Annotated in this window: 16 protein-coding genes; 5 read left to right on the top strand and 11 right to left on the bottom strand. The window is 28.8% G+C overall.

Features of this window, described 5'->3' with window-relative positions:
* Positions 1 to 60 precede the first annotated feature (60 nt).
* The 7 genes from OW729_RS00975 to OW729_RS00945 form a co-directional block, all read right to left on the bottom strand.
* Positions 61 to 912, bottom strand: a complete 852-nt coding sequence (locus tag OW729_RS00975; protein ID WP_268059527.1) for an ABC transporter permease — start codon at positions 910 to 912, stop codon at positions 61 to 63.
* On the bottom strand, positions 909 to 1,811 hold the full coding sequence (locus tag OW729_RS00970; protein ID WP_268059526.1) for an ABC transporter ATP-binding protein: 903 nt from the start codon (positions 1,809 to 1,811) through the stop codon (positions 909 to 911). Before OW729_RS00970 ends, OW729_RS00975 begins: the two co-directional genes overlap by 4 nt.
* Positions 1,812 to 1,814: 3 nt before the next feature.
* The gene (locus tag OW729_RS00965) at positions 1,815 to 2,933 is read right to left on the bottom strand and encodes a DUF4367 domain-containing protein (RefSeq protein ID WP_268059525.1); all 1,119 of its coding nucleotides are present in this window, start codon (positions 2,931 to 2,933) and stop codon (positions 1,815 to 1,817) included.
* Positions 2,923 to 3,474, bottom strand: a complete 552-nt coding sequence (locus OW729_RS00960) for a sigma-70 family RNA polymerase sigma factor (protein ID WP_268059524.1) — start codon at positions 3,472 to 3,474, stop codon at positions 2,923 to 2,925. Before OW729_RS00960 ends, OW729_RS00965 begins: the two co-directional genes overlap by 11 nt.
* Before the next feature lie 248 nt (positions 3,475 to 3,722).
* The gene (locus OW729_RS00955) at positions 3,723 to 4,838 is read right to left on the bottom strand and encodes an alanine racemase (RefSeq protein ID WP_268059523.1); all 1,116 of its coding nucleotides are present in this window, start codon (positions 4,836 to 4,838) and stop codon (positions 3,723 to 3,725) included.
* 101 nt (positions 4,839 to 4,939) lie between these two features.
* Positions 4,940 to 6,313, bottom strand: coding sequence for a D-serine ammonia-lyase (dsdA, locus tag OW729_RS00950; RefSeq protein WP_268059522.1), 1,374 nt, complete (start codon positions 6,311 to 6,313; stop codon positions 4,940 to 4,942).
* Between the two features lie 49 nt (positions 6,314 to 6,362).
* Positions 6,363 to 7,727 carry a GntP family permease gene (locus OW729_RS00945; RefSeq protein ID WP_268059521.1) on the bottom strand — a complete coding sequence of 455 codons (1,365 nt, stop codon included), beginning with the start codon at positions 7,725 to 7,727 and terminating at the stop codon, positions 6,363 to 6,365.
* Positions 7,728 to 8,222: 495 nt separating this feature from the next.
* Here OW729_RS00945 and OW729_RS00940 point away from each other — a divergent pair, with 495 nt between their 5' ends.
* Positions 8,223 to 8,777, top strand: a complete 555-nt coding sequence (locus OW729_RS00940) for a helix-turn-helix domain-containing protein (protein WP_268059520.1) — start codon at positions 8,223 to 8,225, stop codon at positions 8,775 to 8,777.
* Between the two features lie 258 nt (positions 8,778 to 9,035).
* Here OW729_RS00940 and OW729_RS00935 read toward each other — a convergent pair whose 3' ends face one another.
* The 4 genes from OW729_RS00935 to OW729_RS00920 form a co-directional block, all read right to left on the bottom strand.
* Positions 9,036 to 10,577 (bottom strand): BCCT family transporter, encoded by a 1,542-nt coding sequence (locus OW729_RS00935; RefSeq protein ID WP_268059519.1) that lies wholly within the window; start codon positions 10,575 to 10,577, stop codon positions 9,036 to 9,038.
* Between the two features lie 340 nt (positions 10,578 to 10,917).
* Positions 10,918 to 11,904 (bottom strand): adenosine deaminase, encoded by a 987-nt coding sequence (gene add / locus OW729_RS00930; protein WP_268059518.1) that lies wholly within the window; start codon positions 11,902 to 11,904, stop codon positions 10,918 to 10,920.
* Between the two features lie 146 nt (positions 11,905 to 12,050).
* Positions 12,051 to 12,488 (bottom strand): DMT family transporter, encoded by a 438-nt coding sequence (locus OW729_RS00925; protein WP_268059517.1) that lies wholly within the window; start codon positions 12,486 to 12,488, stop codon positions 12,051 to 12,053.
* 12 nt (positions 12,489 to 12,500) lie between these two features.
* Positions 12,501 to 12,923, bottom strand: a complete 423-nt coding sequence (locus OW729_RS00920) for a DMT family transporter (protein ID WP_268059516.1) — start codon at positions 12,921 to 12,923, stop codon at positions 12,501 to 12,503.
* Positions 12,924 to 13,388: 465 nt separating this feature from the next.
* Here OW729_RS00920 and OW729_RS00915 point away from each other — a divergent pair, with 465 nt between their 5' ends.
* From OW729_RS00915 to OW729_RS00900, 4 genes are all read left to right on the top strand, one after another.
* On the top strand, positions 13,389 to 14,078 hold the full coding sequence (locus OW729_RS00915) for a cyclic nucleotide-binding domain-containing protein (protein WP_268059515.1): 690 nt from the start codon (positions 13,389 to 13,391) through the stop codon (positions 14,076 to 14,078).
* Between the two features lie 87 nt (positions 14,079 to 14,165).
* Positions 14,166 to 15,062 (top strand): acetamidase/formamidase family protein, encoded by an 897-nt coding sequence (locus tag OW729_RS00910; protein ID WP_268059514.1) that lies wholly within the window; start codon positions 14,166 to 14,168, stop codon positions 15,060 to 15,062.
* Between the two features lie 208 nt (positions 15,063 to 15,270).
* Positions 15,271 to 16,077, top strand: coding sequence for an MBL fold metallo-hydrolase (locus tag OW729_RS00905; RefSeq protein WP_268059513.1), 807 nt, complete (start codon positions 15,271 to 15,273; stop codon positions 16,075 to 16,077).
* Between the two features lie 14 nt (positions 16,078 to 16,091).
* On the top strand, positions 16,092 to 17,177 hold the full coding sequence (locus OW729_RS00900; RefSeq protein WP_268059512.1) for a putative NPN-dependent ornithine cyclodeaminase: 1,086 nt from the start codon (positions 16,092 to 16,094) through the stop codon (positions 17,175 to 17,177).
* Positions 17,178 to 17,263: the final 86 nt, after the last annotated feature.

The raw sequence follows: 17,263 nt of genomic DNA, 5'->3' as shown, positions 1-17,263 counted from the left end.
CAGTTTACATTCATATATTTTATACTGGTATTTACTTTTTTGTTTCTCTATTTAAGTTATCTACAAATCTCTCTTTTGAAATTTTCTAGTGGCTAAAATAATCATAGCTATAATATAAAAAGTAATATAAATCATCATAAAAGAACTAGGCTGAACATTTCCACCCAGCATACTGTCTATATTAAAATTCAATCCCGACTTAGTTGTAAATAAAATAGAAGATGCTTTTCTATATACTATATCCGAAGGAATTATAAGACTTGTTATAATTCCTATATTACTAATAACTGATTTTGCAACCTGATCTGTTAAAACAAAGCTTATTTTTTCTAAAAGTCCTCCTATCATACCTAAAAAATATAAAATAACTAATATAACTCCTGCTCCTACTGTTGATGTACGACAACTTAAAAATATCCCTACTGAAACTAAAAGTATAGGCAAAATATAAATTATCAATAAAGATTTTATTATTGCCACTAAGGTAAAGTTAATAACCTCTCCTTTTCCAAAAAATATATTTATACCTATAATACCTAAATACATTATAGTTACATAAGGAATAAGTATTGATAAAAGTCCAATAATTTTTCCGAGTACCACTTCATATCTTGCTATAGGTTTTGATAAAATTGCATCGTAAGTACCATTTTCAATGTCCGATGAAATTGCACCTACACTTGAAAATACAGATAAAAAAGCTATTATAAATCCACCAACATAAATACCCATAGATACAAATTGGCTCAAAAAACCCAATTTAACAACAGCATCTTGATTTGCTAAACCAGCATATGCATACTTTGCAGCAATTCCATAAAGAGCAAGAAAAATAAGGGTAAGTATAATAGTAATGTGTAGTATTTTCTTTTCTTTCATTTCAAGAAACGTAAGTCTTATTATAGTATTCATGCTTCTTCCTCCTCTCCTACAGTTTTAATAAACAATTCCTCAAGTATATTTTCTTTTCTTTTCATCATATATAAAAGCCCTTTGTTTTTTACTATACTTTCTGCAATTTTAGGAATAACTTCATCATTATGTATATGCATTTCAATTTCATTCTCTATTTTTTGCAAACAAGGATCAAAACTTTTTAATTCACTTATTATTTTTTCACTACAATTTCCTATTGAAAGAACTAAAGGTGAGTACATAAGCTCTTTAAGAGTTCCGATTTTTTTTATCTCCCCTTTATCTAAAATTGCAACTCTATCTGATACCAACTCTACTTCACTTAATAAATGAGTATTTAAAAAAATAGTTTTACCTTCATTTTTTAATCTTAAAATAATATCTCTAACATGTTTTCTTCCAACAGGATCTAGTGCACTAGTTGGTTCATCTAAAAAAAGAAGTTTTGGGTCACATAATATAGCACATCCTAATCCAATCCTCTGCTTCATTCCTTTACTATATTGATTTATTTTTTTATGTTCATGTCCTTTAAGGCCAACTATTCCAAGCACTTCGCTAATTCTATTTTTAAGATCATTTTTATTCATCTTATATAAAAGTCCATGATTAAACAAAAGCTGATAACCTGTAAGCCAACTGTGATATTGAAACAACTCTGGGAGATATCCCATTTTCTTTTTAGCTTCAATATTTCCTATGGGCTTTCCTAGAATAAATCCACTTCCATCTGTAGGATAAAGCATTCCCACTAAAGTTCTAATAAATGTACTTTTACCCGCACCGTTTTTGCCCAAAAAACTAAACACTTCCCCCTCTTTAACAGAGAGGGAAATATTTTTAAATCCACCTTTATCATTAAATTGCTTTGTCAAATTATAAGTTTCTATAACCATATACTATTTCATCTCCTTGACAAAAGATAACACTTCATCAACTGTAAGATTACTGTCTATAATATATAAATCATCTTTTTCTTTAAAATATAGATTTATATAATGTAATTTTTTATTTTCAATTAAAACAGCCTTCTGTCCATTAATAGTTATATCTTTTTTACTTTGGTGCTCTGAATCATAAGGTATTGGGATTACAGATGTCAAATCATCAATTCCCATAAACTGTTTCTTAATATTTTCTGGTAAGAATTTCATAGAAAATAACGCTTTTATAACCTCTTTTTCATCTATATCTTTAGGAATTTGTATTGTTGGCTCATTCATTTTAGTCACACCAATATATTTTTTTTCTTTGTTATTATCAGAACTCTTTTCTGCAAAATCATAAGTCACTATATCTCCCACCTGAAGAGAAAAAGTCTTTTCATGTAAAGACTTAGGAAGTTTACTTTTTTCACCTAGGTAACTTAATATATCATTAGTTTTATTTACATCTAATTTTATAGATACAGTTGTTTTTGGCTGTTTAGAAATATACCTATACTCAAAGCCTTTTAATGGCCTAATTACATTTTCTACACCTAACTGTCTCTTTATATCTTCTTCACTTCTTGGAGATTGTAAATCAACATTTTTTCCATTTGAAGAAACATCTATTTTAGCAATATCATTTATGTTTGTAGAACCTTTCCCCTGAGAAAATATTTTGTTTATCTCATTAAAATCAGATTGATTAACTGAAATACTTGTAATTTCTTGCATACGAAAAGTCTTTAAAAAGTCTGCTGCTTTTGTTCTAACAGGCTCCATACATAATAATCCACCACACAAAGCAATTCCAGCTGCTACTGCGGACCATTTTCTAGTTTTCTTACTCATATTAAAAATCCTCCTCTTACTTTTCTCCTTAAAATCTACTGTTTTAATATTAATTGGACGACGATGCGGTATTTCCATATCTATTTGCAAAGCACTCTCTATAAACTTATCTTGTTGCTTTAATCTTTGAAAATTTGTCCTACAATGAGAGCAATTTTCTATGTGGAACAAAGCTTCATTTATATCTCCTTCATAAGTATTGTCAATTATCTCCTGCAGTTCTTCTAATTTATAGCACATTGAATTCACCTTCTCTATTATATAGTTGTAAAAATTTCTGTTTGCCGCGGGAAATAAGTTGCCCTATATTATTTTTAGGAATATTTGTTACATTGTGAATTTCCTCATAAGAATATCCCGAAAACTTTAAAATTAAACATATCCTTTGCTTCTCTGGTATATTACCCAAAATTTTTCTTACTTCTTTAATTTGCTCACTTCTAAATACTTCATCTTCCATGGAAAAAATGTTATTTACTTCTTCAAAAATATCTTCTTCTCTTTTTATTCTTCTTTTTTCTCCTCTTAAGTAATTAAAAGCTGTATTTACTGCAACTTTTGAAAGCCATGCACCTAAAAACTCTATTTCATCCTTTGAGTTATAGTATTTTATAAAAACTTCTTGAGTTAAATCTTCTGCCAGTTCATTACTTCCAACTAAGTAATAAAGTTGCTTATAAACTATAGAATAATATTTTTCATAATTTATCTGAAATTCATGTTCTTTCACTTTTCTGCGCTTTGGGATCCCAAAAATATTAATCCCTCCTCTCCCGTTCATTAATATAAACACCGCAGGTTTTAAAAAAATGACACTTATTTTTAAATTTTATTATATACATATAATAATAAAATTTTTCCTACTAAAAAAGCAGTTAATGAAATTACATGTTTTCATTAACTGCTTTTATATTTCTTCAATAGTTTTTATTTTTATAGATTTTTTTAAACTTACGTATATCCACAAATTTTCTACGATTAATACTACTGTCTTAATTAGCACCTTATATATCAAAAATACTATTTAACTTATTTTATAGGTGGTTTTCTAGACCCCCCTCTAATATCTATATATAATATTTCTTCAACTAAACCATTTCTATACCCAATTAAATAATCAGTCATATTTGCACTCGAACATGCATGATTAGGTATAATTTCTACTTTATCTCCTACCTTTAAATCTGTTTCACCACAAATTTTAACTTTTGAAACTTCCTCTGATAAGCTTTCAATAATCAATTCTTCATGCCCTTTGATATGTCCATACCCGCTCGTTAATGATATTCCATGTGCCCCTTTGTCAAGCCCTAAGCACTTACTACCCACATCTAATACTAATTGACCATTTTGAGCATTAGATATAACAGTACCTAATACAGTTAAAGAACAATTTTCTTCTTTTGCAATACCTAACCCTATTTGAATATTATCATAAAACACATAATTTCCTGGACGTTGGACATTTATAAGTTTATTTTTTACTGAAGAGAAAAAAGTTGGTGTACTTCCCGTTGCTATTATTTCTATTTCAAATCCATTTTTATTTAACTCTTCTAATGCTTTTCTAAGAGTATTATACTCTGCATCTACCGATTTACTAACTTCTACTGAACTAGCGGAAGCATAAACTTGCCCTGGATGAGTAGATATACCTTTAAGTTTAAGATGTTTAAATTTTTTCATTTTCTCTGCCAACTCTACTACTTTATAAGGACTAACCCCTAAACGATGTAAGCCACTATCTACAATAATTAAATAATCCATTTTTTTATTAACTTTACTCAATTTCTCCTCAAATTCAATTGCTACTTCCTCATTGTCAAAACTTAGAATTAAATGTGTTTTTTCAGAAATATTTATAATTCTATCAATGTTAGTTTCTCCACAAAACGGATATGCAAAAGTAATATTTTTTGCCCCTTTTTCACTTAGCTTCTCAGCTTCATCGATTGTTCCAACTAAAAATCCTTTTGCACCTGCTTCCATCTGCATTTTTGCAATTTCTGTACTTTTATGGGTTTTTACCATTGGCCATAATTCCTTTTTATTTTCATCACAAAGTTTTTGTATATCCTTAATGTTTTTTTCTAGTATATCTAAATTAACAATAAAACTTGGCGTTGGTAAATCAAAAATTTTCACTTCTAGTATCCCTCCAATTCTATTTTTTAGATTTGTTTCAAAGGCATTGTTTTTTATATTCTCTTAAAACCTACTTTAATAACCCTAATAAATTATTCACTCTATTGTATCATTGATTCTATTAACTCTTTACCCTTATTATAGTAATCATTCATTATATCATCTGGCACCATACTACCACCAGTAGCCCAAACAACGTGATATGAATTTTCCATATTATCAAAAATATTATTTTTGTTTAAATATTTTACTTTAACTTCATTTTTTAATAAATTAACCGGTCCCATAAGTCCTGCACAAGCTGATGGTTCTAATTTAACTCCTTCTGTATCAATTAACTTACTTAATAATACATATAACTTATTATCTTCTATAGTATAAATACCACTTAACAACTCCTCTAGCGTATTGCCTACAAATCCGGATGGTCTTCCTACAGCAAGACCATCTGCTTCCGTTATATTGTCAATTCCAAAATCCTGTACACATATTTGCTGATGTTTTCCTGTCATCATACCAAGAAGCATACATGGCGAATGAGTTGGTTCAACAAAGAAACAATGTACATTATCTTTAAATGCTAACTTTAATCCAAAGGCAACACCGCCTGGACCTCCGCCAACCCCACAAGGAAGATACACAAATAAAGGATGTTCTTTATCTATAAATATATTCATTCCTTCTAATTGTTTTTTAAGTCTTCCCGCTGCTACACAATACCCCAAAAATAAATTTCGTGAGTTTTCATCGTCAACAAAATAACTCATTGGATCAGCATCTGAAAGCTTTCTTCCTTCCTCTACTGCCTTACTATAATCAGATTCATATTCTTTAACTATAACCCCTCTACTTCTTAATAAATCCTTTTTCCATTGTTTTGCATCTGATGACATATGAACAATAACTTTAAATCCTATTTTTGCACTCATAATTCCTATACTCATACCTAAATTTCCAGTAGAACCTACCTGCACAGTATACTTACTAAAAAACTCTCTGTGTTTTTCATTGGCAAGTTTGGAATAATCCTCTTCTAAAGTTATTAATCCATGCTCTAATGCCAAATCTTCTGTGTGCTTTAATACCTCATAAATTCCTCCCCTAGCTTTTATAGAACCAGCAATTGCAAGATGACTATCCATTTTTAAAAGCATGTCCCCTAATATTTCTTGGCAAAACATATTTTCTAAAGCTTTCTCCATTTTGGGGATACGAACTATAGGTGATTCTATAAGCCCATTTAATATCTCTGTCTCAGGAAAATGTTTAGCTATAAATGGAGCAAACCTTTCTAGTCTCTTTTCTGCATCTTCCACATCTTTTTCATTTAGTGAAACCTTTTTAATTGCTTCTTCAAAACTATTATACTTTGGATTTGTCCAAAATACCATTTTTGTGTCAACTACCTCTTTAATTAATGGGAACTCTTTAATCCACTCATCTATATTTTTATTTAATATTTCCCTATTTCTCATGTAAATTACCTCTTTTCTAATATGTTTTTATTTTAATAAATTATAATAATTACAACAAAATCATTTGAAGTATAAATGCACATGCTAATGCAGTAATGGATTGGAATATACTAGCTAAAGGAAGTATTTTATATGCCTTTGAAGGCTCCATTTCTGATGTAGATGTAACTACCCAGAAAAAATCATCATTTCCATGGAATACCATGAATCCCCCTGCAGCACATGCAATCATAGCAACCACTCTTCCTAATGGAGATCCAAATCCGAGAGCATCTATCATAGGGGTTAAAATAGTAGCTGCTGTAATCATGGCAACTGTTCCTGAACCTATTGCTGTCCTAAATATAGCCCCTATTATAAATGGTGCAAATATTCCTATGTTCATACTCGAAAAAGTAGATACTAATAACTCCTTTAGTGGTGATGCCTTTAATACTCCACCAAAAGCCCCCCCTGCGCCTACTATAAGTACAATCTGTCCTGCGGTTTTTAAAGCTTCTCCAAATTCTCCTTCAAAAGAACAAACTGTATTATCATTAGGCCTTAGCTTTCTATAGGTTTTTAATGCTAATAACATTCCTATTAATAGGGCAATTATAGGTACACCAATAAACTGTACAAATTTTACAAATCCATTAGTTTCTAAATCTTTATATTTAAAATCAACTACTGTTTTTATAATCATCAATATACTAGGAACTAATATAGGGATAAATGCTTCTATTGTACTTGGAATATTTTTATTTTCTTCATCTATAAATTCCGTAAATTCATCATCAGAGATGAAATATTCAAATTGGGGTTTTGAACCAAATTTTTTAGCTACAATATACCCAGCAAGCATAACTGGTATAGCAATAATAAAACCAATGCCAATTACTAATCCCAAATCTGCTCCTACTATCCCGGATACAGCTAATGGTCCTGGTGTAGGTGGCAAAAGCATATGTGTTGTGTGCAGTCCCATTGCAAGTGCCACCGCCATTGTTGTCATGCTTGTTTTTGTGTCCTTACTCAACCTTTTAGCAATAGGTGCTAATATAACAAATGCTGAATCACAAAACACTGGAATAGAAACGAAAAAACCTGTTATTGCTAAACCTAATGCTGCATATTTTTTCCCTGTTATTCTTAATATAGCTTTTGCCATAGACTCAGCTGCTCCACATTTCTCAAGAAGAACTCCTGTAACAGTACCTATAGCAATTACAATACCTATACCAGCTACAGTATCTCCCAATCCACTACTAAAAGCCTCTAAAGCCTTATCGGCTCCCATTCTTGAAAATAAAGCAAAAACAAAAGTTGCTGCCATTATTGAAAAAAAAGGATGAATCTTAGCTTTGATTACTAATAAAACTAAAGTAGAAATACTAAGTACTACTGCTACTATCAATAGTGATGTTAAATTCATGTATATCTCTCCTTATTAATTTATATTGAGTATTTAACTCTCTTATAAATAAGGTTTTATATTGGAGCTCCTAAATATATCCCTTAAATAAAAGATAAGTAACTACACAAAAGCTAATATAAAATCCATGTTAATAGCAATAATTTATTTTTCATGTAATTAAAAAATTTGAAAATTATTTATGTATTATAAGTGTTATTAAACGTTTACTTAGATTTGTAAAATTATATTTAAAAATATATTATAACCTGTTTTTATGTTTTTAAATATAATTTAATTTTAATTGATTTATTTAAATATAATTTAACAGTTATATTTATTAATGTCAATACAATTTAACAAAATTAAATCATATTTAATTAATATATTTTTTAATATCCTTAAATTTTATTTATGTTCAATTAAATTTAATTTCTTTTTTAGTAATCGTTAAAAATAATTTAAATTTGTGGTATAATTATTTTCATTAACACAATTAAAGGAGACCTAAGCAAAATGAGTGATATAAATATAGGACAAAAATTACTTGAATACAGAAAAGCTAAAAATTTAACTATAAGGGAATTAGCCGAATTAGCACAAGTTACACCTTCCCTGTTAAGTCAAATTGAAAGAGGTATTGCTAACCCTTCTATCAATACCCTAAAAATTATTTCAAAAGCTCTACAAGTTCCTCTATTTCATTTTTTCATGGACTCAATTAACACAGATGAGTTAGTTGTAAGAGCCGATGAACGAAAAAGACTTATATTTCCTCAAAGCAAGGATCTTTCCTATGAATTGTTATGCCCTGATTTAAGTGGTAAACTTGAAGCTTTATTAATGAAATTAACCCCTGGTTCTTGTTCTTCTGAAGATGCGATGGGACACGAAGGAGAGGAAATAGCCTTTGTTTTAAGTGGTAAAACTAATATATATATAGATGGAAATTTAATTATATTGGATACTGGAGATAGCATAAAAATCCCTCCAAATGTAAAGCATAAGTGGGAAAACTCTTATGATAAAGATGCACATGTTATATTTGCAATTACTCCTCCATACTTTTAAATGCTACTTATATAATTTCTAACATATACCTTTTACTAATACATTTTTTCTTTCTAAATTACAAAACTAAAGCGTAGCTTTGTAGATTAAAAATCTCCATAAGCTACGCTTAATAAATCCCTAAAATTCTAAAACTTATCTGAAAATAAATTCTTATATATTAAATTTTCAATATGAATATCATGTATTATGCTATTTTAAATTTGAAACTCATTACTAATATTCTTTTATTTTTATTCACAATGTTGCATAATTACATTATTCCATTGTCTTCTGTTTCAGTCCTATTGCAACTTCTTTTACAACCTTATCTCTTAATACCGCCTCTTCTTCTTCTTTTAGACTTTTCTTGAAAGAAATCATAGAAAATATCATTACAAAGGCAAAAGGAAAAGCAGCTACTACAGAAGCTGTCTGCACCATTTCCAGACCTCCTGCTAATAAGAATACTACAGTTAAAGCACCTTGAATTATTCCCCATATAATCTTCTTTGAACTCTTAGGATTTAAATCTCCATTTGAAGAAAGCATTCCTAAAACGAAAGTAAAAGAGTCTGCTGAAGTTACAAAAAATATCATTGATAAAATCATGACCAAACTACATATTAAAAATCCCAAAGGATACTTACTTATAATAATAAAAAATGTTGTTTGTGTATTTTTAACTGCTTCTAATGCTAATGAACTTCCTACATTAAATCCCATAGTTCCAAATACAGTAAACCATACGAAGCATAATAAAGATGGTACTATCAATACTCCTAGCAAAAATTCTCTTATAGTTCTTCCTCTTGAAATTCTGGCTATAAATATTCCTACTGGCGGAGCCCATGCTATCCACCATGCCCAGTAAAATAAAGTCCATTTATTATACCAATCACCATGTAAAAATATATTATTATTAGTAGTTAAAATTTCTTTTCCATATTCACCTAAACCTATAAATAGATTTTCTATCATATGTGATGTAGGTCCTACAACTATCGTAAGCATAATAACCAAAGCCGCTATAAATAGATTAGTATCAGATAAAATTTTTATCCCTTTATTAATTCCTAAAATAGCTGAAGTCATATAGCAAATAGTTACTATAACTATCAATATTAATTTTACCTTTATATTTTCCGGAATATTAAATAAAAAATTAAGCCCTGCATTGATTTGCAAAGTTCCGAGTCCAAGTGAAGTGATAACTCCTGCTACAGTAGTAAAAATAGTTAATATATCTATTAAATTTCCAAGCCACCCTTTAGCTCTTTTTTCTCCTATAAGAGGTATTAAAGCACTGCTCATTAAAGCAGGCTTCCCTTTTCTAAACTGCATATATGCTAATATTAGTGCAAGAATTGCGTAACATGCCCAAGCTGCAGTACCCCAATGTAAAAATGACTTTCCTAGAGCAAACCTTTTTGCTTCCTCAGTAAAAGGCTGACCTTTAAGAGGATTTGTATAATGCATTAATGGTTCTGATATAGACCAAAAAACAAGTCCCATCCCCATTCCTGCACAGAAAAGCATTGCGAGCCAAGATATAAACTTATACTCAGGCTTTTCATTATCTCCACCTAATCTTATTTTTCCATATTTGCTTACTATAAGATATACACAAAATATAAAAAAACTTAACATAACTGCAGAATAAAACCAATAGCATTTGTTGAGTAAAAAATTGAGTGCTTTATTTAAACCTGCTTGAAAAGTATTTATATTAAAAAATGCATAAATTAATATACCTACTAAACTAATACTTGAAATATAAAATACTCTTTCCCTTTTAATCTTATCTATTAAACCAATCACTAAATCTCCCCCTTTGACCAAGTGACAACTTATATGTTAATATGAAAGTGTAACTTTAAACAACCTAATTATATCATAGAGGTTGTTTGTTGTAAAATATATTAATTAGACCAATAAATACCTGACAATTATGTTTATCTTTCTTATTACATCTTTTCTATTGAGTAATCATAATTCTCTTAATATTCTATTCATTTGTATCGGTTAAACAATTTGTTGTATACAAAAAAATAAGACTATAACCTTTTGATTAAGTTATAATCCTGTTTTTACCGAAATTTTCTATTTAGTTTTATACAAATCAATATCCTATATATCATTCTAAAATATCTTCATTTATTTAAATATAAAGTTTTTTCTTTAATTTATCATCAATAAAACAAGCATCTACACTGTCATTATAAATTCTCTTATAATCCTCATAAGTTATATGAAACTCATTAAATAAAATATCACATTCATTGGTTAACATCGTATTTGACACTGTTCTATTATCTGTGTTAACAGTTACTTTTATTCCATCTTTATAGAAATCATACATAGGATGCTCTTTAAATATATTGACTGCCTTTGTTTGAATATTACTTGTTGGACACATTTCAAGAATAATCCCTTTCTCCTTTACAATATTGTATGCTTTAGCACAATCCCTTATAGCTACACCATGTCCAATTCTTTCAGCTCCTAAAAGTTCCACAGCTTCAAGTACATTTTCCCCTATTCCCGTCTCACCAGCATGAATTGTTATTCTATAACCATACTCTCTAGCTAGAGCAATAGGTTCTATAAATTTCTTAGAAAATCCTTTATCCTCAGAACCGCATAAATCAACTGCAACCACCCCATTTCCGATGAAATTTCTTCCCTGTTCTATTACATCAAAAATACTATCCGGTGACATATGTTTTAAAAATGATAGAATCAAATTCCCTTTAATATTGAAATTTTTCTCAGCCTCTTTTATTCCTTTTAAAACACTTTCTATTATCTCTTTAACATTTAGCCCTTTTTCAGTATGAAGTAATGGTGCAAATCTTACTTCAATATATTTTACATTTTCTTTAGCTGCATCTTCAAGAAGTTCATAAGATATTCTTCTCAAGCTTTCCTTTGACTGCATTACTTTTAAGGGCAATACAAATCGCTCTAAATATTCGTCTAGAGAAGCGCATTCTAATGGAGCAATCATCATTTGTTTAATTATATCAGCATCTAAACTAGGTATATTTATGCCTTCTTTTTTTGCTATATCAATAGCTGTCTTTGGCCTAACACTTCCATCTAAATGGCAATGTAATTCAATTTTAGGTAAATTTAAAAATTTCATAATATCCCTCTCTTATCTAATACAGTAGTTTAAATTAATTTCTCTTTATCTAATACATATCCATCCTAATACCACGAGATTATGGATGGTTACGACTCTGTATAACATCATCTGATCTTCTGATGGAGTAAAAATTATATCTAACGTTAAGATTCCTGTTTATCAATATTAAAATTATATATTAAGCCTGCAATAATAAATAGCCCTCCAATTATTTTGCCTTTTGAAATTAAATTACCTCTACAATAATCTATAGCTATGCCTGTAAAAAGCTGTCCCAAGAAAATAAGTAACGTGGAATAAATGGTTGGAATTTTAGGTATTATAATATTTGATATTGCTACAACACTTACTCCTATTAAACCGCCCAAATAAGCCCAAAATGGAATATAAGATAATATATTGAAAGATAAATTTCTAAACTCATTTTTTAAAATCAAAATTATACTAATAAATAATAGTCCCACTAAATAATTCACAAACGTTCCTTGAAATATTCCTATCTTTTTTGCTAAATGTGAATTAATTACCATTGATAAAATAACTAAGCATCCGCTTATTAATGCAAGTACTACATACAACACATATTTTTCCTCCTAATATACTAACATTATAATCAATCCTACTAATATTAAAATAAATCCTATTATTTTCTTACTGTTAAATTTATTAACTTCCATTCCTAAGAATCCAAAGTGATCTATAATTACTGAAGCAATTGATTGTCCAAATAATCCTAACGATAATGTTAAAGATACTCCTAATTCTTTAAAACATATGTTATTAAAAGATACTAAAAAAACTCCAACAGCTCCTCCGCTAAACAAATAAATGGGAATATCTTTTTTTAGGTCAAATTTTTTCTTTCTAAATATTAAAATTAAACTTATTGATACAAATCCTACTATATGAATTATTAATACTCCTAAATAATCCCCAACATGTCCAGATAAAACACCATTAACTGTTACCATAATAGCAATTAATAAGCCTATAAAAACAGCATTTACCTTGTACACCTTATCACTCCTCTTTTAATAACCAGGTACCAGATTCCATCAACCATACTTAGTAGACAATCCCTAATGGCTAAGTTCATCAAAGCACTTACTTAGCTATTTTAGAAACTAGCTATTATCTTTCTACTCCAAGTACTTCATAGTAACTAGTAACAAATCCTCAGTAATCATTTGTTGAAGTACCCTATATAGAAAATTTAATATTTTACAGCAACTCATACCACCTATAATCAGATTTCTATTGCTACAAAAAACTAAAATCTGATTACTATTTACTGGTTAATAAATAAAAGCTTATCATATAAATAATTAATATTAATATGACATATGTCCTAATTTTCATTAAATAGTTTATACTATAGTTATGCAAAATTTTTACATAATTCTAAAATTACATAACCCTTTATATTACATTGTTTACTACTTGAAAATTATCCTTTTAAATCAGGAGGTTTAATATAATTAATGAAAATTAAGTCCGAAAATGAATTAGAATATTATATAAACAAATATCATATTATGGATATCTTTGATGGGGATATAAAACGTTACATGGAATTACTCCCCTTTAATAAAAATGAAAATATTTGTAGATCCAATGAAAAAATAAATTATTTTTATTTTCTAGTAGAAGGCAAAGTAAAGGCCTACTCTTTATTAGAAAACGGTAAATCATTATTGTTATCATTCTATAAACCTTTAAGTATATTTGGAGATATGGAATTTATTGATATGGATACAGCTTCTTCTAATATTCAAGCTATAGAAAACTCATTGTGCATAGGTATTCCTATGAGTATCCTAAGAAAAAATGCAATTAACGATACTAAATTTTTAAAGTATATATGTAAAAGCTTAAGTAATAAACTAGATAAATTCTCAAAATATAGTTCAATTAATCTTCTATATCCTTTAGAAAACAGACTTGCAAGTTACATTCTAGCTATAACATCTAATAATAACTCATCACAAATAAATGAACTTTATACATACAATTTAACTGAAATGGCTGATTTGCTTGGAACTAGTTATAGACATTTAATGAGAACGTTAAACAAACTATGTAATGAAAAAATAATAAAAAAAGAAAAAAACTCAATTATTGTTTTAAATAGAAACTCACTAAAAAAATTAGCAGGTGACATATATCAATAGCCATTATCATCTTATTAAAACAATATTAACTATTATATTTCTTTATGTTATAGTATTGATACAATAATATTTAGTGGGGTGTTTTATATGAAAAAAATAAAAAGAGAACATTGTATATTTACTATGTCTAAAAATCATAAGCCAATTGAAAAAATAAATTCTGGTGAAACAATTATTTTTGAAACATACGACTGCTATAGTAATCAAATAAAATCTAAAAATACACCAGTAAGTACTGTAAAACAAAATTTTAATAATCCTGCAACTGGTCCACTATATATAGAAGGTGCAGAAGTTAATGATATTTTAAAGATAGAAATTATAGATATTAATATAAGTAATATAGGTACTATGGTATTAAGACCTAACTTAGGGGTACTAGGTGAATTTTTTGATGAAACAAAGTTTAAAGTTATACCTATAAGAGATGATAAAGCAATTTTTAACGAAATTTTAGAAATACCTGTAAATCCAATGATAGGTGTTATAGGCACAGCACCTTCAGATGAAGATATTCCTACATGTACGCCTTATACTCATGGAGGAAATATGGATTGCAAAAGAATAATAAAAAACTCTACAGTTTATTTGCCTGTAAATGTTAAGGGTGCCCTTTTATCTATGGGCGATTTACATGCTGTAATGGGTGATGGAGAAGTAGTTATATGTGGCCTTGAAATAGACGGTGAAGTTACAGTTAAAATAGATATAATCAAAAATAAGAGTTTACCTCTTCCAATAGTAATTGAGGGAGATCATATTATGACTATTGCCTCAGAAAAAACTTTAGATGATGCTGCAAAACAAGCAACCAAAAATATGTATAAGTTTTTAACTAACGAATTAAATCTAGACCCTTATGAAACTGGTATGCTTTTATCCTTAGTAGGCAACTTAAAAATTTGCCAAGTGGTAGATCCTTTAATGACTGCTCGCCTAGAATTTCCTATATCAATTTTGAAAAAATATAATTATAATATATAATACTTAGACTACACATTAATTCATAAGCAAAATAAATATATAAAATTTACTTACATCTAGACTTTTAGTTTTCACATAAAGAGGATTCTTTGTTTTAGGTGGAGTTTTTACTCTATCCGGAGCCAAGAACCCTATTTATATTTGGTTACTATAATAAATTATGAGGCAACCTAATAATTATAAAAATGCACTACAGAGGAGGTCCAATATGGAGAAAATGACTATGCTGGGTACAGGCTCAGCTATGGTTACAAAATGTTATAACACTTGCTTTACCCTATCAAAAAATGAAGATTATTTTCTTGTAGACACTGGCGGCGGAAATACCATACTAACAAATCTTGAAAAAGCTAGTATTCCTATAAATAAAATTCATAATGTATTTATATCTCATGAACATAATGACCATATTTCAGGTATAATATGGATTATAAGAGCAGTTGCCACTGAAATATCTAAAAATAATTATAAAGATAATTTACACATTTACTGCCACAAAACTTTAGAAAATATAATAAGACAAATTTGCTCTTTAATTTTACAGACTAGGTTTACAAAATACATAGATAATAGGATTTTCTTTTGTAACGTAGAAGACAATACCTCTTTTACTATAGTTGGATTAGATATAACCTTCTTTAATATTCAAAGTACAAAAGTAATTCAATTTGGGTTTAAAGCAAACTTATCTAATGAAAAAACTTTAGTATTTCTTGGAGATGAACCTTATCATGAAGAAGTATTTAATTATGTAAATGGATGTGACTATCTTCTACATGAAGCTTTCTGCCTTTACTCAGAAAAGGATATATTCCACCCTTATGAAAAACATCATGCTACTGTAAAAGATGCTTGTGAAAGTGCAGAAAGTTTAAAAATAAAGAATCTGCTTTTATTTCACACTATAGACAATGATATTAAAACTAGAAAAGTTCGCTATGTAGAAGAAGGTGAAAAATATTTTAATGGACATCTTTTAGTTCCTAATGATTTAGAAGTAATAGATCTTAAATAAAAGGAGGATACATAATGACTTTTAAACTACCTGAATTTACACCACCGGATTTTAATCAAAGTTTTCTAAAAAATGCACCTAACTGTACAACTATAGAGGTTATTAAAGACGGTGTTGCACCTAAAAACTTCCATGCAATGTCTATTTATCCTGAATACTTTAAAGTAGATGGTAAGTGGTTATTACCTGCTCAAAGTCGTATGGATTGTGTTCCCGTTGTAAAAAACAATACCATAATAGAAATAATAGAATTTAGAAATTTACATGTAGGTGATAAAGTAGTTGTTGGAAGAACTGAGGATGCCAGTGAAGGAATTTACATGTATACAAAGGGTTTTAAATCTGAAAATAAAATTAATGATACTTTTGCTTTTAGAACTGGTAGGTCAAGAGAAACTGCATTTTCAAAAGACTATGATCAACTTTATGAAAGACTAAAACATGATAGAGATAATGGACATATTGTATGGGTTCTTGGACCTGCCGTTATATTTGATCATGACACAAGAAACGCTCTATCTTCTCTTGTTGAAAATGGATATGTACATGCCTTAATGGCAGGAAATGCCATGGCTACTCATGATTTAGAAGGTGGCTACCTTGGTACTGCATTAGGCCAAGACATATATACTCAAGCTTCTCAGCCAAATGGTCATTATAATCACCTTGAATTAATTAATGAAGTAAGAAGATCTGGCTCCATTGAAAACTTTATTAGTGAAGGTAAAGTTAAAGATGGGGTTATAAAAAAATGTGTAGAAAAAAATATACCTATAGTTCTTGCAGGATCTATAAGAGATGATGGCCCATTACCTCCTGTATATGGAAATGCTTATGAAGCACAAGATGCAATGAGAGCTCAAACACGAAAAGCTACTACCGTTATTTGTCTTGCCACTACATTACATACTATAGCAACTGGTAATATGACACCTTCTTATACTATTGTAGATAATAAAATAAGACCGGTCTATATCTATAATGTTGACATCGCTGAATTTGCTGTAAATAAATTAGGAGATAGAGGTTCCTTAGAAGTTACAACTATCGTTACAAATGTTCAAGATTTTATGGTTCACTTAAAAAACAATCTTATTTAAACATTAATTTGCATTTAGAATTATTCTTAATATTATACAAATTGAATAACTTATTAAACATATCATAGAATAAGTTATCCGTTAAA

This window comes from Clostridium brassicae, from assembly GCF_026738875.1.
GTDB classification, from domain to species: Bacteria; Bacillota; Clostridia; order Clostridiales; family Clostridiaceae; genus Clostridium_H; species Clostridium_H brassicae.
This window is presented reverse-complemented; position numbering and strand designations above follow the sequence as displayed.

What these genes read in the sequence shown, in the direction of transcription:
- OW729_RS00915 (WP_268059515.1), top strand. Translation starts at nt 13,389, where the DNA reads ATGAAAATTAAGTCCGAAAATGAATTAGAATATTATATAAACAAATAT.
- OW729_RS00900 (WP_268059512.1), top strand. Translation starts at nt 16,092, where the DNA reads ATGACTTTTAAACTACCTGAATTTACACCACCGGATTTTAATCAAAGT.
- OW729_RS00910 (WP_268059514.1), top strand. Translation starts at nt 14,166, where the DNA reads ATGAAAAAAATAAAAAGAGAACATTGTATATTTACTATGTCTAAAAAT.
- OW729_RS00945 (WP_268059521.1), bottom strand. Translation starts at nt 7,727, where the DNA reads ATGAATTTAACATCACTATTGATAGTAGCAGTAGTACTTAGTATTTCT.
- OW729_RS00960 (WP_268059524.1), bottom strand. Translation starts at nt 3,474, where the DNA reads ATGAACGGGAGAGGAGGGATTAATATTTTTGGGATCCCAAAGCGCAGA.
- OW729_RS00975 (WP_268059527.1), bottom strand. Translation starts at nt 912, where the DNA reads ATGAATACTATAATAAGACTTACGTTTCTTGAAATGAAAGAAAAGAAA.
- add (WP_268059518.1), bottom strand. Translation starts at nt 11,904, where the DNA reads ATGAAATTTTTAAATTTACCTAAAATTGAATTACATTGCCATTTAGAT.
- OW729_RS00965 (WP_268059525.1), bottom strand. Translation starts at nt 2,933, where the DNA reads ATGTGCTATAAATTAGAAGAACTGCAGGAGATAATTGACAATACTTAT.
- OW729_RS00970 (WP_268059526.1), bottom strand. Translation starts at nt 1,811, where the DNA reads ATGGTTATAGAAACTTATAATTTGACAAAGCAATTTAATGATAAAGGT.
- dsdA (WP_268059522.1), bottom strand. Translation starts at nt 6,313, where the DNA reads ATGAGAAATAGGGAAATATTAAATAAAAATATAGATGAGTGGATTAAA.
- OW729_RS00905 (WP_268059513.1), top strand. Translation starts at nt 15,271, where the DNA reads ATGGAGAAAATGACTATGCTGGGTACAGGCTCAGCTATGGTTACAAAA.
- OW729_RS00940 (WP_268059520.1), top strand. Translation starts at nt 8,223, where the DNA reads ATGAGTGATATAAATATAGGACAAAAATTACTTGAATACAGAAAAGCT.